Source organism: Streptomyces colwelliae (assembly GCF_048158785.1).
Classification (GTDB): Bacteria; Actinomycetota; Actinomycetes; order Streptomycetales; family Streptomycetaceae; genus Streptomyces.
This window is the reverse complement of record NZ_JBLTJC010000005.1, coordinates 13564-29373: the sequence shown is the minus strand read 5'-3', so window position 1 is coordinate 29373 and position 15810 is coordinate 13564. Positions and strand designations below refer to the sequence as shown.

Here is a 15810-nt window from a genome sequence, read left to right as displayed (position 1 = left end):
TGTGCAGGCCTTCCAGGGGCCGGGACCCTGACGCGGCCTTGGTCGATACGCCGGTCGCCCCGGCTACGCGGCCTGGTCCGGTCCGTGCAGCAGAGCCGATCCCAGGGGCGTGATGGTGTGTACGACCTTGGGGCCGCGGCGGTGGCTGCTGATCAGCCCCGCGTTCCGGAGCGCCGCGGTGTGCTGACTCGCCGCAGGCGCGGAGACACCGGCGGCGCGGGCCAGTTCGCCGGTCGTGGCCCCGCCCGCGGTGACCCGCAGGATCAGGGCGCGGGTGCGGCCCAACAGGGCGGTGAGCGGCGCGGTCGAGGAGAACAGGCCCGGGGAGTCCAGGGTCTCCCGGTGCGGGGAGTAGACCAGCACCTGAGGCAGGGTCGGGTCGCCCTGGGCGACGGGCGCGCCCCAGCAGAAGTAGGACGGCACCAGCAGCAGCCCCCGCCCGCCCAGCCACAGGTCGCGGTCCTCGACCGGATACGTCACGTACAGGACGGGCGGAACCCATCGCATGTGCGGCCCGAGGCTGGCCAGCAGTCCGTCGGGGCCGCCGTGCAGCATGGTCTGGCCCAGGGTCGCGCGCTCGGCGTCCAGGCATGTGCGGGAGTAGTCGTGGTAGGGCGCGATGGCCGTGTAGTAGTACTGGCGCAGGCCTTCCGCCACGACCTCGCGCATCCCGCGTTCGGCGAGGCGCGGTGCCCACGCCGGGGCGGCCGCCTGCGCGGCGAAGCGTCGGACCTCTTCCTGTATTCGCGCGGGTGATGTTTCGACGATTGCTTCAATTCCTGCGGACAGTCCGGCTTGTGCTTCCGAGGGATTCAAGAAGTCGGGGTAGTAGGTGCTCGGGAAAAGAGGCAGCAGAAGTTCTGTGACCAATCGGTCGAGGTTTTTGTCGATCAGGCGCTTTTGCGCGTCGCGGAACCAACTGGCGTACGCCCAGCGCCCTTCCGACGCTTGGAGACGGTGCAGGCTGAGTGCGATGTCCCACAGTGGATCGGGCACAGTGGCCATCTTGGTCCGGACTAGATCGGCGTCCGTGAAATGAATGCGGAGCGCGGTATTCACCCCCCTCGGTGCTTAGTGGCACTTCACTGAGTCACTGTTAAGGCACCGCTTAAAAGTGTAGCCCGGCGCGTGTGCCGCTGACAGCTTTATCTCAGCCGTATTAAACGGAATGTTGAACAGGGGGAAGAAGGATGTCTTTCAGGACGCAAGTGGCGGCAAGCGTCACGGCCGCGTTCATCGTCGCGGGACTCCACGTCAACGGCACCGGGCCGGACGCGACCGGCTGGGCCTCCACCACGGTGCCCACCGCGCCGAACTCCCCGGTGTCGTGCGGGCGTTACAGCGGTGAGGCGCTCACCCGCAGGGGAGACACGGGGGCCCGGGTGCGCGAGGTGCAGTGCCTTCTGGCGCTGCGCGGCTGGGTCGGGGCGGGCACGGACGCCCGCTACGGAAACAACGTCTACCTGGACGTACGCGCGTTCCAGTCCTGGGACAACCTCCGAGGCTGCGCCATTCCCCTCGATCCCGACGGAATCGTCGGCCCCCGCACATGGAGCGCGCTGCGTTCCGCCGACGGGTGCCCGACTCCCTGACGTACGGCGGCCGGGGGGTGGGGGCCGGGCTCGCCCGCGGTCAGCCGACTTCGTGCAGCTTCCCGGTGGCGACGTCGAAGACGAAACCCCTGATGCGGTCCTTGTGGACGACGAAGGGGTCGGCCTTGATGCGGGCGATCGACTGCCGTACGTCGGTGTCCACATCGCCGAAGGCCTCCTCCGCCCAGGGCGGGCGGATACCGGTGTCTTCCTCGACGGCGGCCTTGAAACCGTCGTCCGTGAAGGTCGGCATCCCGCAGTCCGTGTGGTGGATGAGGATGATCTCCTCGGTCCCCAGGAGCCGTTGGCTGATGGCGAGCGAGCGGATCTCGTCCTGGGTGACGACACCGCCCGCGTTGCGGATGACGTGTGCCTCACCCTCGTTCAGGCCGAGGATCGCGTACACGTTGAGCCGGGCGTCCATGCAGGCCACGACGGCGAGTTGCTTGGCGGGCGGAAGGGGGAGCGGCCCGTCGAAGGTCTCGGCGTAACGGGCGTTGTTGGCCAGCAGTTCATCGGTCACGGACATGGTGGACCTCGCTTCTCGTGTGTTCTGTTCTCAGGAGTGCGGTGCGCGGGTCGGGGACGGCGCACGGCAACAGAACACGTCGAAGACGTGGACACGACGCGAGGGCCGGAAGCCTGTCAGCGTGGTGGCGGAGGTCTGCACCCGACCAGTGAACCCTCCACCACCGGACACTGGCAAGCAACGGCCGGCCGCATCGGCCACCCGGTCCACCTCACCCCCTACGGAACACGGAACACGGAGCAAGGAGCAAAGGTCATGAGCACCTTCCCCACCGCACGCGACGTCAGGACCACCCCCGAAGGCCTCCTGTGGGAGCCGAGCCGGCGCTGGGTACGCGGCCGCAAGGGCGACACCACCGTCGTGGACAGCAGGCACCCCGTCCTCGTGTGGGAGCCGGACGTACCCGTACCGCTGTACGCCTTCCCGCACGACGAGGTCCGCGAGGACCTCCTCCGCCCGGCGAAGAACCCCCCGACCGGCACACACACCGGATCACGCGTCTTCTACGACCTCGAGATCGACGGCGAGCCGGTGGAGAACGCGGCTTGGACCTACCCCGCCGACGACCTGGCCGGGCACATCGCCTTCGAGTGGTTCCGGCGGGTCGGCCGGGGCCTGGACCACTGGTACGAGGAGGAGGAAGAGATCTTCATCCACCCCCGTGACCCGCACAAACGAGTGGACGCCATCCCCAGCAGCCGCCACGTCACGGTCGAGATCGACGGCACGGTCGTCGCCGACACCCATCGCCCGGTCCTGCTCTTCGAGACCGGCCTGCCGACCCGGTACTACATCCCGCGCGAGGACGTCCGCCTGGACCTGTTCGAGCCCACCGACCACAGCACCGGATGCCCCTACAAGGGCACCGCCACCTACTGGTCGTGGCAGGGCGGGGCCGGCGTTCCCGCTGTCCCGCCGAACATCGTCTGGAGCTATCCGGAGCCGCTGCCGGCCGTCGGCGCCGTCAAGGACCTCCTCGCCTTCTACAACGAGGCGGTCGACATCTTCGTGGACGGCGAAGCCCAGGGGCGCCCCGTCACACCGTTCACCGAGACGCTCTCGGAGCAGCCGCCGGAGTGACGGTACCGGTGAAGTCCAGCCCTGTTGCGTCGAGTTGAGGTGAAACACCGCCAACAGGGCAGTCGACACCTTGCACATGCCTCTTCGACGGCTGTCGTGCTCCGGAACTGTCAAAGGATGTTGAAGGTCATTGATGGAGAGTCACAAAAAGGAAGAGAAGAAGCAGGCGCCGAAGCGCAAGGTGCTCGATCTGACCGCTGTGCAGGTGGTGGCGAGTGCGCTTGCCACCGTGGTGGGCGCGGTGCTCGCGTCCCTGCTGGGAGTGACCGGGACGATCATCGGCGCCGCCGTGGTCAGTACCAGCGCCACCACCGGTGCGGCGGTCTTCCAGCACGCCTTCCGGCGGACGGGAGAGGGGATCCGCAGAAGGGTGCCGTCGGTGGCGATGGCGCTGACGCCGAGTGAGGAGCGGGCCATGCAACGCGCGGACGCCCGGGCGGCGTTCGCGTTACCGGACGACACCTCGGCCAGTGCCGCGACACCGTCCGACGCCGTCTCCGGGACCTCCTCCGACGACGAGTCGGTGACCACGTATCGCACGGCCCGCACCGGATCCTTATGGAAGTCCATCGGCTGGAAGAAGTTCGCCCTGGCGACCGGCCTGGTGTTCGCCCTGGCGATGGTCGCGGTGACCGCGGGCGAACTCGTCATGGGCAAGCCGATAGCGGCCGCGGTCAGGAACGAGTCCGGCAACGGGACGTCGCTGGGCGGCGGTTCGGCCGGAAAGAGCGCTCCCGCACAGAGCCCGACACCCACACCGCTCACGTCCGGCGGCACGGGGTCGTACTCGGGCGGCACCGCCTCACCGTCCACGAGCGAGGAGCCGGAGACCAGCCCCAGCTCCGGTGCCGAACCGAGCCACAGCGCCGCCTCCAGCCCCGCGGCCTCGGCGTCGAGCGTGCCGTCCGCGAGCGGTGACGCCGTGAACAGCTCCGGCGCCACCCCTCGTTGAGCGGGCCGGACCCTACTGAGGCGTCTGGTTCGCGTCGGCCAGCGCCCGCTGATCGGGATGGCCGGGAAGGTCCAGCTGCCGGCCGAACCGCCGCGAGGCGAGCAGCGCGAGCAGCGCCGTGAGAGCCGTCAGTGCGGCGAGTACGGCCATCAGCCCCGCGAGCCAGGGCGGTGCGGCAGTGATCCGCAACGCCTGGGAGAGCCGCGTGGAGTGGAACCGCCCGTCGAACAACTGGAGGGCGGCCAGCGCGGCCGGCACCACCATGGACACGGCGAGCACGAACAGACCGCCGTGGAGGACCAGCGCCGGTGCCAGCAGGACGCACAGGACCGAGACACCGAGCGCGAACCCGAAGGCGGTGCCGGACGCTCCGTCACGGTGCAGCGGGAAGTACGCCAGCCCGCACAGCACGAGCGCCGCTGCCGCGATCAGCCTCGGCCAGACCGGGGGAGTGGTGCGGTGCGCCGCCGTACGCGGACGTCGTGGCCGGCGCTGACGAGCGGCGGGACGGTCGCCCGCGCGTTCTGGATCGTGGGTGTCCGCGGGGGCCGGTCCGGGCGGCTCGTACAGCGGAGCCGTGGACCGCCCCGCCGCCGGTCGCGAGACCCGGGCCGACGCGTCCTGTTCCTCGGCCAGGCGGCCGATCAACTGGACGAGTTCCCCGACGGGCCTGCCGGCCGCGGCCCGTACCGCCTCCTCGCCGCAGTGCGGCTCCAGCGGAGCCTGCTGAAGCAGGGCCATCAGCCGGGTGACCTCCTCCACGGGCCGGCGTTCGGCGGCCGCGCGGATCGCCTCGTCGGCGCAGTCGGGGTTGCGCGGCGGCTGGGTCAGCAGCGTCACCAGGCGCGTGACGTCCTCCACGGACCGGTCCACTCCGACCGCCCGCAGGGCGTCGACGGTGGCCTGCGCGTACTTCGGCGACTGCTCCAGCAAGGTGATGAGCTGGAGGACCTCGTCGAGCGGCCGGTCGGCGACGGCGGCATGCACCAGACGGTGCATCGGATCGACGTTCTCGCCCTCGGGGCCGGTCTGGACGGGGCTCTCTTGCGACGGACGTGACGTCGGCGGCGAACCGTCGCCCGGTCCTCCGTCGGAGGGCGCGAGCGGGTGGGCCGCGATGCCGTGAGGTATCTCGGGTTGGTCCGGGCTGGGCGAGAAAGAGCGGGTGGTCATGCTCGGCTCCATGAAGAGGTGATGCTGCTATCGCCCCCCGAAGCGCGATGAACAAGCTGATCCCGTCCATTACTAGGCGTCCGCCCGCCACCACGCCACGCGAGTACGCCACCCGTGTGACCCCGGCCCGCCGCCCGTGCCGTCACGGCGGCCCGCACGCTCATCCGTTCGGTGGCCGCCTGCTCGCACCGCGCGCGGGCCGTGCGTCAGATGGAAGCGACGCGTTGCGGGGGCCGCGTGAGAAGCGGCGGACGCCGGGTACCTGGGAAACCGTCGGAAAACGGGTCGGGTACGGCCGAGCCGGGCCACACCCGCGTCGAAAGGAAGGTGAGCGTCGTGCCGCGAGGTTCCAGCGCGAAGCGTGAGCGTCAGTACGAGCACATCAAGGAAGCTGCCGAGAAACGAGGTGTCTCCGAGCGCCGGGCGAAGGAGATCGCCGCGCGCACCGTGAACAAGGAGCGCGCCCGCGCCGGTGAGTCCGCGACCGCGAGCAGGACGTCCACCCGGGACCCGAAGTCCGCCCCGCAGCGCGGCGGTGAGCGCTCTCACAGCGGAGCGCAGGGGCCGACGAAGGACCAGCTCTACGCGGAGGCGAAGAAGCGCGGTGTCGACGGCCGTTCGTCGATGAACAAGCAGCAACTGGCCAAGGCTCTCGGCTACTGACCCGTCCGACCGTCGCCCTGCTCGAAGAACCCAGGTCGTCCTGCTCAACGAACCCAAGGAGAGTGACCCCCGATGGCCACCGTGTCCCTCACCGGAGCGTCCAAGGAGGACGCAGCCACCGTCTTCGGCGTCCTGCGGACGGCGTTCCCCACCGACCGGCCCTCCGACGACGTGCCCCGGGAACAGCCGGGCGACCGCGCCGCCGTATGGACCGCGGAGTTCGAGCCGACACAGGAATGGATCCCGACCGACCCCATCCCGCTGGAGGGCTCGGTCTCCGCCACGCTCCAGGGCGGCTACGTCGCCGTGGACCAGCTTCGTGAGGCGCTGAGCGTCGCGTTCGCCGTGGACGAGCGGGGCACGGCGTCGGGAGACCAGGAACAGGAGGTCGACCTGAGGCTCACGACGAAGCGGTGACGGGAGGGGCACCGGCACGCAACTCCCCGCCCGCACACGGCTTTGTCAGGAGCCGTACGGGGAACGGGCCTGATTGACGGCCCGGAGAGACGCGCCGTACTCTCCCCCTGTAGTGATGGCATAAGGAAGCTGGTGAAATTCCAGCACGGTCGCGCCACTGTGAGCCCGCCGCCGGAAGGTGGAGGGCGAGTCAGACACTGAACCTTCACTCGCCCGTACACGCAAGGGACGCACGATCCCGAAGGAGGGCTCACCTTGAGCAGCGTTTCCACATCCCGTCCGGTGTCCACACCGGTTGTCCTGCCGGTCTCGAAGTCGATCGTCTGGCTGGTCGGCACCGCGCTGATCGCCCTGGCCGTCTACTACTTCATCGGTGTCGACCAGGGCGCCGTGTCGGTGTTCGGCAACGACATGCACGTCCACGAGTTCGTCCACGACGCCCGCCACTTCCTCGGCTTCCCCTGCCACTGACCCTCCGCCGGCACCCGGACGTACGGACAACTCGACATGGAAAAGAAGCTCATACTGCGCGGCGTACTCGCCGGCGCGGTCGCGGGCCTGCTCGCCTTCGTGTTCGCGCGCATCTTCGCCGAGCCACAGATCGCCAAGGCCATCGACTACGAGAGCGGCCGTGACGCCGCGCAGAACGCCCTGGACAAGGCGGCCGGCCTGCCCGTCGACGGCCACGAACATGAACTGTTCAGCCGCACCATCCAGGCCAACGTCGGCATCGGCGCCGGCATGATCCTCTTCGGCATGGCGATGGGCGCCCTGTTCGCCGTCGCCTACGCCGTCTGCCTGGGCCGCACCGGCGGACTGCGGGCACGCAACCTGGCACTCCTCGTCGCCGGCGGCGGGTTCCTCGGCATGTACCTGGTGCCGTTCCTCAAGTACCCGGCCAACCCGCCCGCGATCGGTCACGAAGAGACCATCCAGCAGCGCAGCGCCCTGTACCTGATCATGATCGTGTGCTCGGTCGCCTTCCTCGCGGGAGCCGTCTACCTGGGCAAGCACCTCCAGGCACGCTTCGGCAACTGGAACGCGACCCTCCTGGCCGGCGCCGCGTTCGTCGTCGCGATCGGGATCGTCATGCTGCTCCTGCCGCAGCTCGGCCATCTCTCGTACAACAAGGCCAACTTCGGTAACCAGGCCACCGAGACACCACTGCCGCTGAAGGACTCCAAGGGCACCATCGTCTACCCGGGCTTCCCCGCCGACGTGCTGTTCACCTTCCGCTTCTACTCGGTCGCCGCGCAGCTCATCCTCTGGACGGCCCTCGGCCTGATCTTCGCCCCCCTCGCCGAACGCCTCCTCAACCCGGCACGCCCGGACGCCAGTACGCCGTCACAGGAGCCGGACCCCGTCCCGGCGTAACGGGCTCTACCACCTCTTCTTCTACGGCGAGCGCGGTGATCGATGCGATCACCGCGCTCGGGGTGCCGGCGCGCCGCGAGTTCTCTGCCGGGGGCGACAAGCTCAAGTCCCTCGAAGGAACTGGTGAATTCAGCGTGTGACCGTACCTGGGCGGATGTGCCGCCCCTGCGGTAGACCTCGACGACCCGCTCCCAGGTCTCCGGATCGAAGTCTCCCGGCGCGTGGGAAAGCGCCATGTAGCAACGCAACGGGCAGAGCTGTTCTCATACGTGGTGCGGGACTACGGCCACCGGGCACGCGGTGTGTTCCAGTACGGCGTGCAGGGTGGGGCCGAGTGTGTGACCCGCGCGGCCGATCACCAGCAGTTCCGCCGAGGCCGACGCCTGGACCAGGGCGGCCGCAGGGCTCCGGAGACGGAGATCCTCGTAGACAGGCACCTGCGGATACTTCTCCCGCCATGGCCGCAGCGCGTCCGAGAAGCGTTGTGTCTCCTGGTCCTCCCAGCGCCCTCGGTCCTCCTCCGGCAGCGCGTACGGCATCCAGCGTTCGGCGGGGGAGGGCAGTCGCCAGGCGTGTACGACGTGCAGGCCGGTATCGCGTCGGCGAGCGGAGTCGAAGGCGAAGTCGGCGACGGCGCCGGGCGGTTCGCCGCCATCGACGCCGAGCGTCACGCCGTACGGCGACCGCCCACGGTGGCCGCGGACCGACCCGCTCGGCACCAGCACCACCGGCCCCTCGGAGCGCTCGGCGACCCCGTGAGCGACGGAACCGAGGGCCAGGCCCGCGAAACCGCCCGTACCGCGCAGGCCGAGGACCGTGCAGTCGGCCTGGGCGGTGAGGGGAAGCAGCGTCGGCACGACCGCTCCGGTGAGGTCGAGCCCCTCGGCCCGCAGCCCGGGGCGGTCCTCCGTGAGTGACGTGACCAGGGCGTCGGGAGAGGGCTCGCGGAAGTAGGGCCATGTGGTGAGGAGTTGCTCGTCGGGGAGTGTCGAGACGTGTACGACCCGCAGGGGCAGTCCGCGCAACTCCGCTTCCGTGGCTGCCCAGTCGGCCGCGACGCGACTGTCCGCGGAACCGTCGACACCGGCAACGATCAGTTGGGACATGGCCGTTGGACCTCCGTGCGGACGAGTTGGGGCGTCCCACGATCCGCCGCGCCGGGCGTGCCGGACAGAGGCTGGACGGAACCGGACGAAAGTCGGCGTTCCACGCCGAGGGTGTTGGGCTTCGTGGGACGCGGCGCGGCACCGCACCGGATCGACCAGTGCAGCGGCACCAGTACAGGGAAGCACCAGCACAGCCGTACCTTCGTCCCGTACCCCGCGGCGGGAGTCGACGGTCGATCTTGATACGTTGTGCGGGCCAGTCGTGCCACAACCGAGGCCAGGGAATCCGGTGGGAATCCGGAACTGACGCGCAGCGGTGAGGGGGACGGGCGGGGCACTCGACGCCACTGGGGCGACACGGGCCGGCCGAAGGAGCCGGTGTGTGACGCGCCGGGAAGGCGCCCCGTCCGGACGAACCCGAGTCCGAAGACCTGCTGGCGCCTTCTCGCCCTCGGCGAGGGGGAGTTCGTAGGCCAGGCTCCGCGTTCGAGCCCCGACAGGCAAGGCATGCCCGTGATCCGCACCGCCCCCGTCCCCGTCCCGCTGCGCCGCCGTACCGCGGCCCTCCTCATCGCGCCCGCCTTGCTGCTCACCGCGTGCGGCGGATCCGACGGCGACAGCGCCGAAGGCGAGACGGAGAAGTCCGCCGCGGGATTCCCGCTCACCCTCACCGACTGCGGGAACAAGGTCACGTTGAAGTCGGCCCCGAAGCGGGTCGTCTCCCTCAACCAGGGCACCACCGAGATCCTGCTCTCCCTCGGCCTCGCCGACCGTATCGCCGGTACGGCGACTTGGACCGATCCAGTGCTCAAGGGGCTGGAGAAGGCGAACGCGACCGTGCCGCGTCTCGCCGACAACAACCCCTCCTTCGAGAAGGTCCTCGACGCCGAACCCGACTTCGTCACCGCCTCCTTCGTCTCGACGCTCGGCAAGGGCGGTGTCGCCACCCGCGAACAGTTCGAGAAGCTGGGCGTGCCGACGTACGTCTCGCCGTCCGACTGCGCGGGCAAGGACAACGACAGCGGCGGCGACGGTTCGCGCAGCACATCGCTCACCCTCGACACCGTCTACGGCGAGATACGCGACCTGTCCCGCGCGATGGGTGTGAAGGAGCGCGGCGACAAGCTCGTGGCGCAGTTGAAGGCGCGGGTGACTAAGGCCACCACCGGGCTTGACGCCTCCGGCACCTCCCTCATGTACTGGTTCGCCAACTCCCAGTCGCCCTACCTGGCCGGCTGCTGCGGCGCCCCCGGCGCCATCACCCGCACCGTCGGCGCCGAGAACGCCTTCTCCGACACCCACGACGAGTGGCCCCAGATCAACTGGGAGACCGTCGCCGACCGCGACCCCGACGTCATCGTCCTCGGCGATCTGACCCGCAAGTCACAGACCGCCGAAACCGCCAAGGCGAAGATCCACTTCCTGGAGACCAACGCCGCCACCCGCAACCTCGCCGCCGTCAGGAAGAAGCGGTACATCCTGCTCAGCGGCCAGGCGATGAACCCCTCCTTCCGCACCGTCGAAGGGATCGAGCAGGTCGCCGCCGGCCTGCGCGACTTCGGACTCGCCAAGTGACCCTCCGCACCCTGCTGTTGACGGGCGGCGGGCTCGCGGCGCTGGCCGTCTCCGTGGCCTTCGCCGTGACCATCGGACCCGCCGACATCTCCACGGCCGACGTGTGGGCGTCGGTCGCGTCCCACCTCGGCGGCGGCGAGAGCACGCTCGCACCGCTCCGGGACGGCATCGTCTGGGACCTGCGCATGCCCCGCACGCTGCTCGCCGCAGTCTGCGGTGCCGGGCTCGCGCTGTGCGGCGCGGTCATGCAGTCCCTGTTGCGTAATCCGCTGGCCGATCCGTTCGTGCTCGGCGTCTCCTCCGGGGCGTCCACGGGTGCGGTCGCTGTGGTCGTGCTCGGCGTGGGCGGTGGTGCCGTGTCGCTGTCGGCGGGCGCCTTCGCCGGCGCGCTGCTCTCCTTCGGGCTGGTGATGCTGCTCAGCCACAGCCTCGGCGCGAGCATGGACCGGGTCGTGCTGTCCGGCGTGGCGGCCATGCAACTCTTCTCCGCGCTGACCTCGTTCACCGTGCTGACCTCGGCGGACGCCGAGACCACCAAGGGCGTGCTGTTCTGGCTGCTCGGCTCGCTCTCCGGCGCGGACTGGGGCCAAGTGCTGCTGTGCGCGGGCACGTTGGCCGCCGCCCTGGTCGTATGCCTCGGCCATGCCACGACCCTGGACGCGTTCGCCTTCGGCGAGGAGGCGGCGGCCGGCCTCGGCGTGAACGTCGCCCGCGCCCGGCTGATCCTGCTGTGCGCCACGGCACTCCTCACCGCCGTCCTGGTCAGCTGTGCCGGGGCGATCGGCTTCGTCGGCCTGGTCCTGCCGCACGTCACCCGCGCGTTGACCGGTTCCGGGCATGTACGACTGCTGCCGGTCACCGCGCTGACCGGAGCCGTCTTCCTGGTGTGGGTGGACACCCTCGCCCGTACCGTCGTCGATCCCCAGGAGGTGCCGGTGGGCGTGGTGACGTCGCTGATCGGCGTACCCGCGTTCGTGATCGTGCTGCACCGGGGCCGGAGGAAGACATGAGCACCCCGGCGGACGAAGACATGAGCACTCCCGCACCGGACACAGGCCTGCACGCGGACCGGGTGACCCGCCGTACCGACGGCCGACTCATCGTCGACGGCGTGACCCTCGTCCTGCGGCCCGGAGAGACCGTCGGACTCCTCGGCCCCAACGGGTCGGGAAAATCAACCCTGTTGCGGCTGCTCGCCGGCGTCCTGGCCGCCTCCGCCGGAGTCGTCACGCTGGACGGCCGTCCGTTGCCCGAGGTCGGGCGCCGCGCGACCGCCCGCCGTATCGCCACCGTCGAGCAACACACCCACACCCAGACCGAGTTGACCGTCCGCGAGGTCGTCGCCCTCGGCCGTGTCCCGCACCGCCGTGCCTGGTCACCGGCGTCGGCCGCCGACGCCCGCGCCGTCACCGAGGCCCTGGAACGCGCCGGACTCACCGACCGCGCCGCCCAGTCCTGGCACACCCTTTCCGGCGGCGAACGCCAACGCGCCCAGATCGCCCGGGCGTTGGCCCAGGAACCCCGCGAACTCCTCCTCGACGAACCGACCAACCACCTCGACATCCAGCACCAGTTGGACCTGCTCGACCTGATCGCCGACCTGCCGGTCACCACCGTCATCGCCCTGCACGACCTGAACCTCGCCGCGATGTACTGCGACCGCCTCATCGTCCTGAACACCGGCCGCACGGTCGCCGAGGGCACCCCGGCCGACGTCCTCACGCCGGCCCTCATCAAGGACGTCTACGGGGTCGACGTGGAGGTCGGCCATGACCCCGGGCATCCTGTGATCCGTTTCCTGCGGCGGGGGAGCGGGGCGCCGTAGAGGGGGGTGAAGCGGTTCTCCAACTGGCCGATGCGCAGCCGGTGTCGGGCTAGTGCACGGAGAATCCACCGTCCACGAACACCGACTGCCCGGTGACATAGGCGGAGGCGCGGCTCGCCAGGAACACCACCGCGCCCGCGAAGTCCTCGGCAAGGCCGTTGCGACCGACCAGTGTTCGCGCGGCCAGGGCCGCCACCTTCTCCGGGTCGGACGACAGCCGTTCGTTGAGCGGTGTCATCACGAAACCCGGGACCAGGGTGTTGCAGGTGACGCCGTGCGGCGACCACGCCTCGGCCTGCGAGCGGGCCAGTGACTCCAGCGCCCCTTTGGACACCCCGTAGGCACCGCTCTGCACGAACGCCCGGTGTGCCTGCTGGGAGGTGATGTGGATGATCCGGCCGAAGCCCCGCTCGGCCATGCCGGGACCGAAGCGCTGGCCCAGGAGGTAGGGCGCCTCCAGGTTCAGCGCCATCGTCGTGTCCCACACGTCCTCGCTCAACTCGCCCATCGGCGGGCGCAGGTTGATCCCGGCGCTGTTCACGAGGATGTCCGGCTCCCCGAACGCCTCGGCTGCCGCTTCCGCCGCCGCTCGGACGCCGTCCCGGGTGCCCAGATCGCCGCTCACCCACGCCGCCCGGCAGCCCTCCGCCACCAACTCGTCGACCGTGGCGGTCAGTTCCTGCTCCTTGCGTGCCACTACGACCACTTCGGCCCCCGCCCGCGCGAGCGCCCCGGCGGCGGCCCGGCCGATGCCGGAACTGCCGCCTGTCACCACGGCGACCCGGCCGTCGAGCGAGAACAGTTCGGAGAGGTAGTCGCCAGAGATCATTCCGGCAGCTTAGGAGGTGGATCCCCGATCGGCGACCCTGTTGTTCCGGCCGTGGTCAGGGTTGGATGACGAGGCGCTCGACGAGGTCGTCGCGGAGTGCGAACCGGTAGTGGAGATCGACCGTACCGCCGGGGAAGTTGCCTTCTAGATGCTGAGTGGCGAGGTAGTGGGTCGCGTCGGCCTGCTGGGCGCCCGTGAGGCTGGTGGTGTACGTGAATTCGGAAGCGGCTCGCCCCAGCCACCGCTCGATCGCCGTGATGCCCTCGTAGGTGTTTCCGTCGTCGATCACCACGGCGTCGTGGGTGAACGCGGTGACGGCGGAGGCGGTGTCGTGGGCCCGGTGTGCGTTCAGGTAGCGGGTGATCGCCGGGGGCAGGGTGGTCGGGGCGATGTCCTGGAACCGGTCGTCGTGCATGACGCTCCTTACTGTGCTGGCGAGTTCGGAGGGTGGAGGGGTTACTGCTAAAATAGAAGCTACTGACTTCGACTTTAGCAGTAACTGTATTGGTGGTAACTGAGGGGATGGTCGCCGTGGCGAGCCGGATCAGGCTGGAGGACCGGGAGTGCCCGCTGTCCACGACGGTGCAGCACGTCGGCGAGTGGTGGACGCTGCTGATCCTCCATGACGCCTTCGACGGCTACAGCCGCTTCGACCAGTTCCAGGAGAACCTGGGCATCTCCTCCAGCATGCTCACCACCCGGCTGAAGACCCTCGTCGAGGACGGGCTGCTGGAGCGCAGGCCCTACCAGGCCAACCCCGTCCGCCACGAGTACGTACTGACCGGACTCGGGCACTCCCTCCGGCCGGTGATCGTCGCCCTGGCCGCGTGGGGCAACTCCCGCCTCGCGCCGGAGGAGCGCAGCATGATCCTCGTCGACGCGGAGAGCGGCCAGGAGGTCGAGCCCGTCGTCGTCGACGCCAGGACCGGCCGCCGACTCGACGACAGCGACACGTACGTCTTCACGGCCGGACCAGCGGCCGGCGACGTCATGCGTGACCGCTATGCGGGGCGAGGCTCTCGCACCGGCGGCACCAACTAGGTACCATCGCGGCATGCCATCGCTGAATGTGTCCTTCACCGAAGAGGAACTCGAAGGAGTGCGCGCGGCCGCCGCCGCCGAGGGGAAGAGCCTCAAGCAGTATCTGCACGACCTCGGTGTCCGTGAGATGCAGCGCGGTCAGTTCGTCACGGGCGCGTCCGTGTGGGCCGAGCGGCTGCGCGGCGAGTTCGACGACGCCTTTCCCGACGAGGTGCCGCCCTCCGAGCGTGACGGGGCCGCGGCCGCCTGATGCACCTGTACATCGACGTCTCCTGGCTGCTCGACGTCCAGGAGGCCGCCCTCGGCCGCGAGGACATGTCGGTCTCCGACTACTCCGCGCTCGTGGCCGCCGTATCGCGTCACAAGACCAAGCTGCCGACGCTCGCCGCGGCCGACCCGGACGCCGCCTGGCGGGCGGCCGCGCTCATGCACACCATCGTGCGCCTGGAGCCGCTGCCGCACCGCAACAGCCTCTACGCCGCGTTCGTCGCCGCCCAGTACATGGGCCAGTCCGGCGAAGGCATCGACCCGCCCTACGGCGCCCTCTCCGACCTCGTCCGCAAGATCCGGGACACACGTGTCGGGGTCCTCGCGGTCGCCGACCAGCTGCGTTCCTGGAAGGTCTGACCCGCGCCGACCCGGTACGGCTCCGTCAACGTCCGGGGACAGCCCTGCGTAGGCTGTCCCCGTGTCCACCGCCCGTCTGCGTCGCGTCGCCGTCCTCGTCCTCGAAGGCGCCAAGCCGCTCGACGTCGGCATCCCCGCGCAGGTGTTCACGACGCGGGCGAGCATGCCGTACGAGGTGCGGTTGTGCGGTGCGGCGCCCGGGCTGGTGACCGGGGGAGACGGGCTGTCGTACCACGTCGCCGACGGTCTCGACGCGCTGACCTGGGCCGACATCGTGTTCCTGCCCGGCTATCGGTTCCCGGACCGGGAGGACCCGCCGCAGGGTGTCCTGGACGCGCTGATCGCCGCGCACGACCGGGGTGCGCGGCTCGCCGCGATCTCGACCGGTGCCTTCGCGCTCGCCGCCACGGGACTGCTCGACGGCAGGCGCGCCACGACGCACTGGCACTACACGCGGGCGCTTGCGACGAAGTATCCGCTCGTCCAGGTCGACGAGAACGTCCTGTTCGTCGACGAGGGCAGCGTGCTGACCTCGGCGGGCGCGGCGTCGGGGATCGACCTGTGCCTGCACGTCCTGCGCGGCGACCTCGGGGTGGCCGCGTCCAACCACGCGGCCCGGCGCCTGGTCGCGGCCCCTTACCGCAGCGGCGGTCAGGCGCAGTACGTGCCGCGCAGCGTGCCCGAGCCGCTCGGCGAACGGTTCGCCGCGACCCGTGAGTGGGCGCTGCACCGGCTCGGCGAACCCCTCACCCTGGAGACGCTGGCCCGGCAGGCGGCGGTGTCACCGCGCACCTTCTCGCGGCGCTTCGTCGACGAGACCGGCTACACGCCGATGCAGTGGGTCATGCGCGCCCGCATCGACATGGCCCGCGAACTGCTCGAACGGTCCGAGCGCAACGTCGAGCAGATCGCCGCAGACGTCGGTCTCGGCACCGGCGCGAATCTCCGGCTGCACTTCCACCGTCTTCTCGGTACGACACCGAGCGAGTACCGGCGGACCTTCGCGCGGGGGGAGTAGCCCGGCCCT

General features: G+C 70.1%; 20 protein-coding genes, 1 pseudogene and 2 riboswitches. Of the genes and pseudogenes, 14 read left to right on the top strand and 7 right to left on the bottom strand.

Translation table 11 applies throughout. The features are described from left to right. Positions 1–63: 63 nt before the first annotated feature. Positions 64–1005 (bottom strand): ArsR/SmtB family transcription factor, encoded by a 942-nt coding sequence (locus tag ACNFOC_RS01955; RefSeq protein ID WP_416955912.1) that lies wholly within the window; start codon positions 1003–1005, stop codon positions 64–66. A gap of 185 nt (positions 1006–1190) precedes the next feature. Here ACNFOC_RS01955 and ACNFOC_RS01950 point away from each other — a divergent pair, with 185 nt between their 5' ends. Continuing rightward, positions 1191–1592 (top strand): peptidoglycan-binding domain-containing protein, encoded by a 402-nt coding sequence (locus ACNFOC_RS01950; RefSeq protein ID WP_416955909.1) that lies wholly within the window; start codon positions 1191–1193, stop codon positions 1590–1592. Between the two features lie 40 nt (positions 1593–1632). On the opposite strand, the gene ACNFOC_RS01945 is transcribed toward ACNFOC_RS01950, so the two are convergent. Then, a complete protein-coding gene (locus ACNFOC_RS01945; RefSeq protein WP_416955908.1) occupies positions 1633–2121 on the bottom strand; it encodes a beta-class carbonic anhydrase in 489 nt (162 codons plus the stop codon). A 255-nt stretch (positions 2122–2376) separates the two neighbouring features. Here ACNFOC_RS01945 and ACNFOC_RS01940 point away from each other — a divergent pair, with 255 nt between their 5' ends. After that, entirely contained in the window at positions 2377–3201 is an 825-nt protein-coding gene (locus ACNFOC_RS01940; RefSeq protein ID WP_416955906.1) for a DUF427 domain-containing protein, read from the top strand. Between the two features lie 133 nt (positions 3202–3334). Beyond that, positions 3335–4153, top strand: coding sequence for a hypothetical protein (locus ACNFOC_RS01935; protein WP_416955904.1), 819 nt, complete (start codon positions 3335–3337; stop codon positions 4151–4153). 12 nt (positions 4154–4165) lie between these two features. Here the strand turns inward: ACNFOC_RS01935 and ACNFOC_RS01930 are convergent, their stop codons facing one another. Beyond that, the gene (locus tag ACNFOC_RS01930; protein WP_416955902.1) at positions 4166–5326 is read right to left on the bottom strand and encodes a hypothetical protein; all 1161 of its coding nucleotides are present in this window, start codon (positions 5324–5326) and stop codon (positions 4166–4168) included. Between the two features lie 336 nt (positions 5327–5662). On the opposite strand from ACNFOC_RS01930, the gene ACNFOC_RS01925 reads away from it, so the two are divergent. The 4 genes from ACNFOC_RS01925 to ACNFOC_RS01910 all read left to right on the top strand — a co-directional run bounded on the left by ACNFOC_RS01925 (position 5663) and on the right by ACNFOC_RS01910 (position 7780). Next, on the top strand, positions 5663–5989 hold the full coding sequence (locus ACNFOC_RS01925; protein WP_416955900.1) for a plasmid stabilization protein: 327 nt from the start codon (positions 5663–5665) through the stop codon (positions 5987–5989). A gap of 72 nt (positions 5990–6061) precedes the next feature. Further along, a complete protein-coding gene (locus tag ACNFOC_RS01920; protein WP_416955898.1) occupies positions 6062–6406 on the top strand; it encodes a hypothetical protein in 345 nt (114 codons plus the stop codon). A gap of 124 nt (positions 6407–6530) precedes the next feature. Next, positions 6531–6604: riboswitch (cobalamin riboswitch) on the top strand. A 57-nt stretch (positions 6605–6661) separates the two neighbouring features. After that, the gene (locus ACNFOC_RS01915; protein ID WP_234475736.1) at positions 6662–6877 is read left to right on the top strand and encodes a CbtB domain-containing protein; all 216 of its coding nucleotides are present in this window, start codon (positions 6662–6664) and stop codon (positions 6875–6877) included. A gap of 36 nt (positions 6878–6913) precedes the next feature. Continuing rightward, complete coding sequence (locus ACNFOC_RS01910) at positions 6914–7780, top strand: CbtA family protein (RefSeq protein WP_416955896.1); 867 nt, start codon at positions 6914–6916, stop codon at positions 7778–7780. Between the two features lie 104 nt (positions 7781–7884). Here ACNFOC_RS01910 and ACNFOC_RS01905 read toward each other — a convergent pair. Together ACNFOC_RS01905 and ACNFOC_RS01900 are read right to left on the bottom strand one after the other, a co-directional pair. Beyond that, positions 7885–8016, bottom strand: a pseudogene (locus ACNFOC_RS01905) (SAM-dependent methyltransferase); the annotation flags it as partial. 27 nt (positions 8017–8043) lie between these two features. Next, positions 8044–8886 carry a universal stress protein gene (locus tag ACNFOC_RS01900; RefSeq protein ID WP_416955894.1) on the bottom strand — a complete coding sequence of 281 codons (843 nt, stop codon included), beginning with the start codon at positions 8884–8886 and terminating at the stop codon, positions 8044–8046. A gap of 240 nt (positions 8887–9126) precedes the next feature. Beyond that, positions 9127–9339: riboswitch (cobalamin riboswitch) on the top strand. Positions 9340–9393: 54 nt separating this feature from the next. On the opposite strand from ACNFOC_RS01900, the gene ACNFOC_RS01895 reads away from it, so the two are divergent. Genes ACNFOC_RS01895 through ACNFOC_RS01885 form a run of 3 tightly spaced genes read left to right on the top strand, consistent with a single transcriptional unit; the run spans position 9394 to position 12286 of the window. Further along, positions 9394–10461: an ABC transporter substrate-binding protein gene (locus tag ACNFOC_RS01895; protein WP_416955892.1), complete on the top strand. Its 1068-nt coding sequence runs from the start codon at positions 9394–9396 to the stop codon at positions 10459–10461. Continuing rightward, complete coding sequence (locus ACNFOC_RS01890) at positions 10458–11471, top strand: FecCD family ABC transporter permease (protein WP_416955890.1); 1014 nt, start codon at positions 10458–10460, stop codon at positions 11469–11471. The genes ACNFOC_RS01895 and ACNFOC_RS01890 overlap by 4 nt, the downstream gene beginning before the upstream one ends. Continuing rightward, a complete protein-coding gene (locus ACNFOC_RS01885) occupies positions 11468–12286 on the top strand; it encodes an ABC transporter ATP-binding protein (protein WP_416955888.1) in 819 nt (272 codons plus the stop codon). Before ACNFOC_RS01890 ends, ACNFOC_RS01885 begins: the two co-directional genes overlap by 4 nt. A gap of 49 nt (positions 12287–12335) precedes the next feature. Here the strand turns inward: ACNFOC_RS01885 and ACNFOC_RS01880 are convergent, their stop codons facing one another. Next, entirely contained in the window at positions 12336–13115 is a 780-nt protein-coding gene (locus ACNFOC_RS01880) for an SDR family NAD(P)-dependent oxidoreductase (protein WP_416955886.1), read from the bottom strand. A 55-nt stretch (positions 13116–13170) separates the two neighbouring features. Next, positions 13171–13530 (bottom strand): nuclear transport factor 2 family protein, encoded by a 360-nt coding sequence (locus tag ACNFOC_RS01875; protein WP_416955884.1) that lies wholly within the window; start codon positions 13528–13530, stop codon positions 13171–13173. Positions 13531–13646: 116 nt separating this feature from the next. Here ACNFOC_RS01875 and ACNFOC_RS01870 point away from each other — a divergent pair, with 116 nt between their 5' ends. The 4 genes from ACNFOC_RS01870 to ACNFOC_RS01855 all read left to right on the top strand — a co-directional run bounded on the left by ACNFOC_RS01870 (position 13647) and on the right by ACNFOC_RS01855 (position 15801). Next, positions 13647–14156: a winged helix-turn-helix transcriptional regulator gene (locus ACNFOC_RS01870; protein ID WP_521984383.1), complete on the top strand. Its 510-nt coding sequence runs from the start codon at positions 13647–13649 to the stop codon at positions 14154–14156. A 13-nt stretch (positions 14157–14169) separates the two neighbouring features. Beyond that, positions 14170–14406: a hypothetical protein gene (locus tag ACNFOC_RS01865; RefSeq protein WP_405995941.1), complete on the top strand. Its 237-nt coding sequence runs from the start codon at positions 14170–14172 to the stop codon at positions 14404–14406. Beyond that, positions 14406–14783 carry a hypothetical protein gene (locus ACNFOC_RS01860; protein ID WP_033281017.1) on the top strand — a complete coding sequence of 126 codons (378 nt, stop codon included), beginning with the start codon at positions 14406–14408 and terminating at the stop codon, positions 14781–14783. The genes ACNFOC_RS01865 and ACNFOC_RS01860 overlap by 1 nt, the downstream gene beginning before the upstream one ends. A gap of 61 nt (positions 14784–14844) precedes the next feature. Continuing rightward, positions 14845–15801, top strand: a complete 957-nt coding sequence (locus ACNFOC_RS01855; protein ID WP_416955879.1) for a GlxA family transcriptional regulator — start codon at positions 14845–14847, stop codon at positions 15799–15801. The last annotated feature ends 9 nt before the right edge of the window (positions 15802–15810 follow it).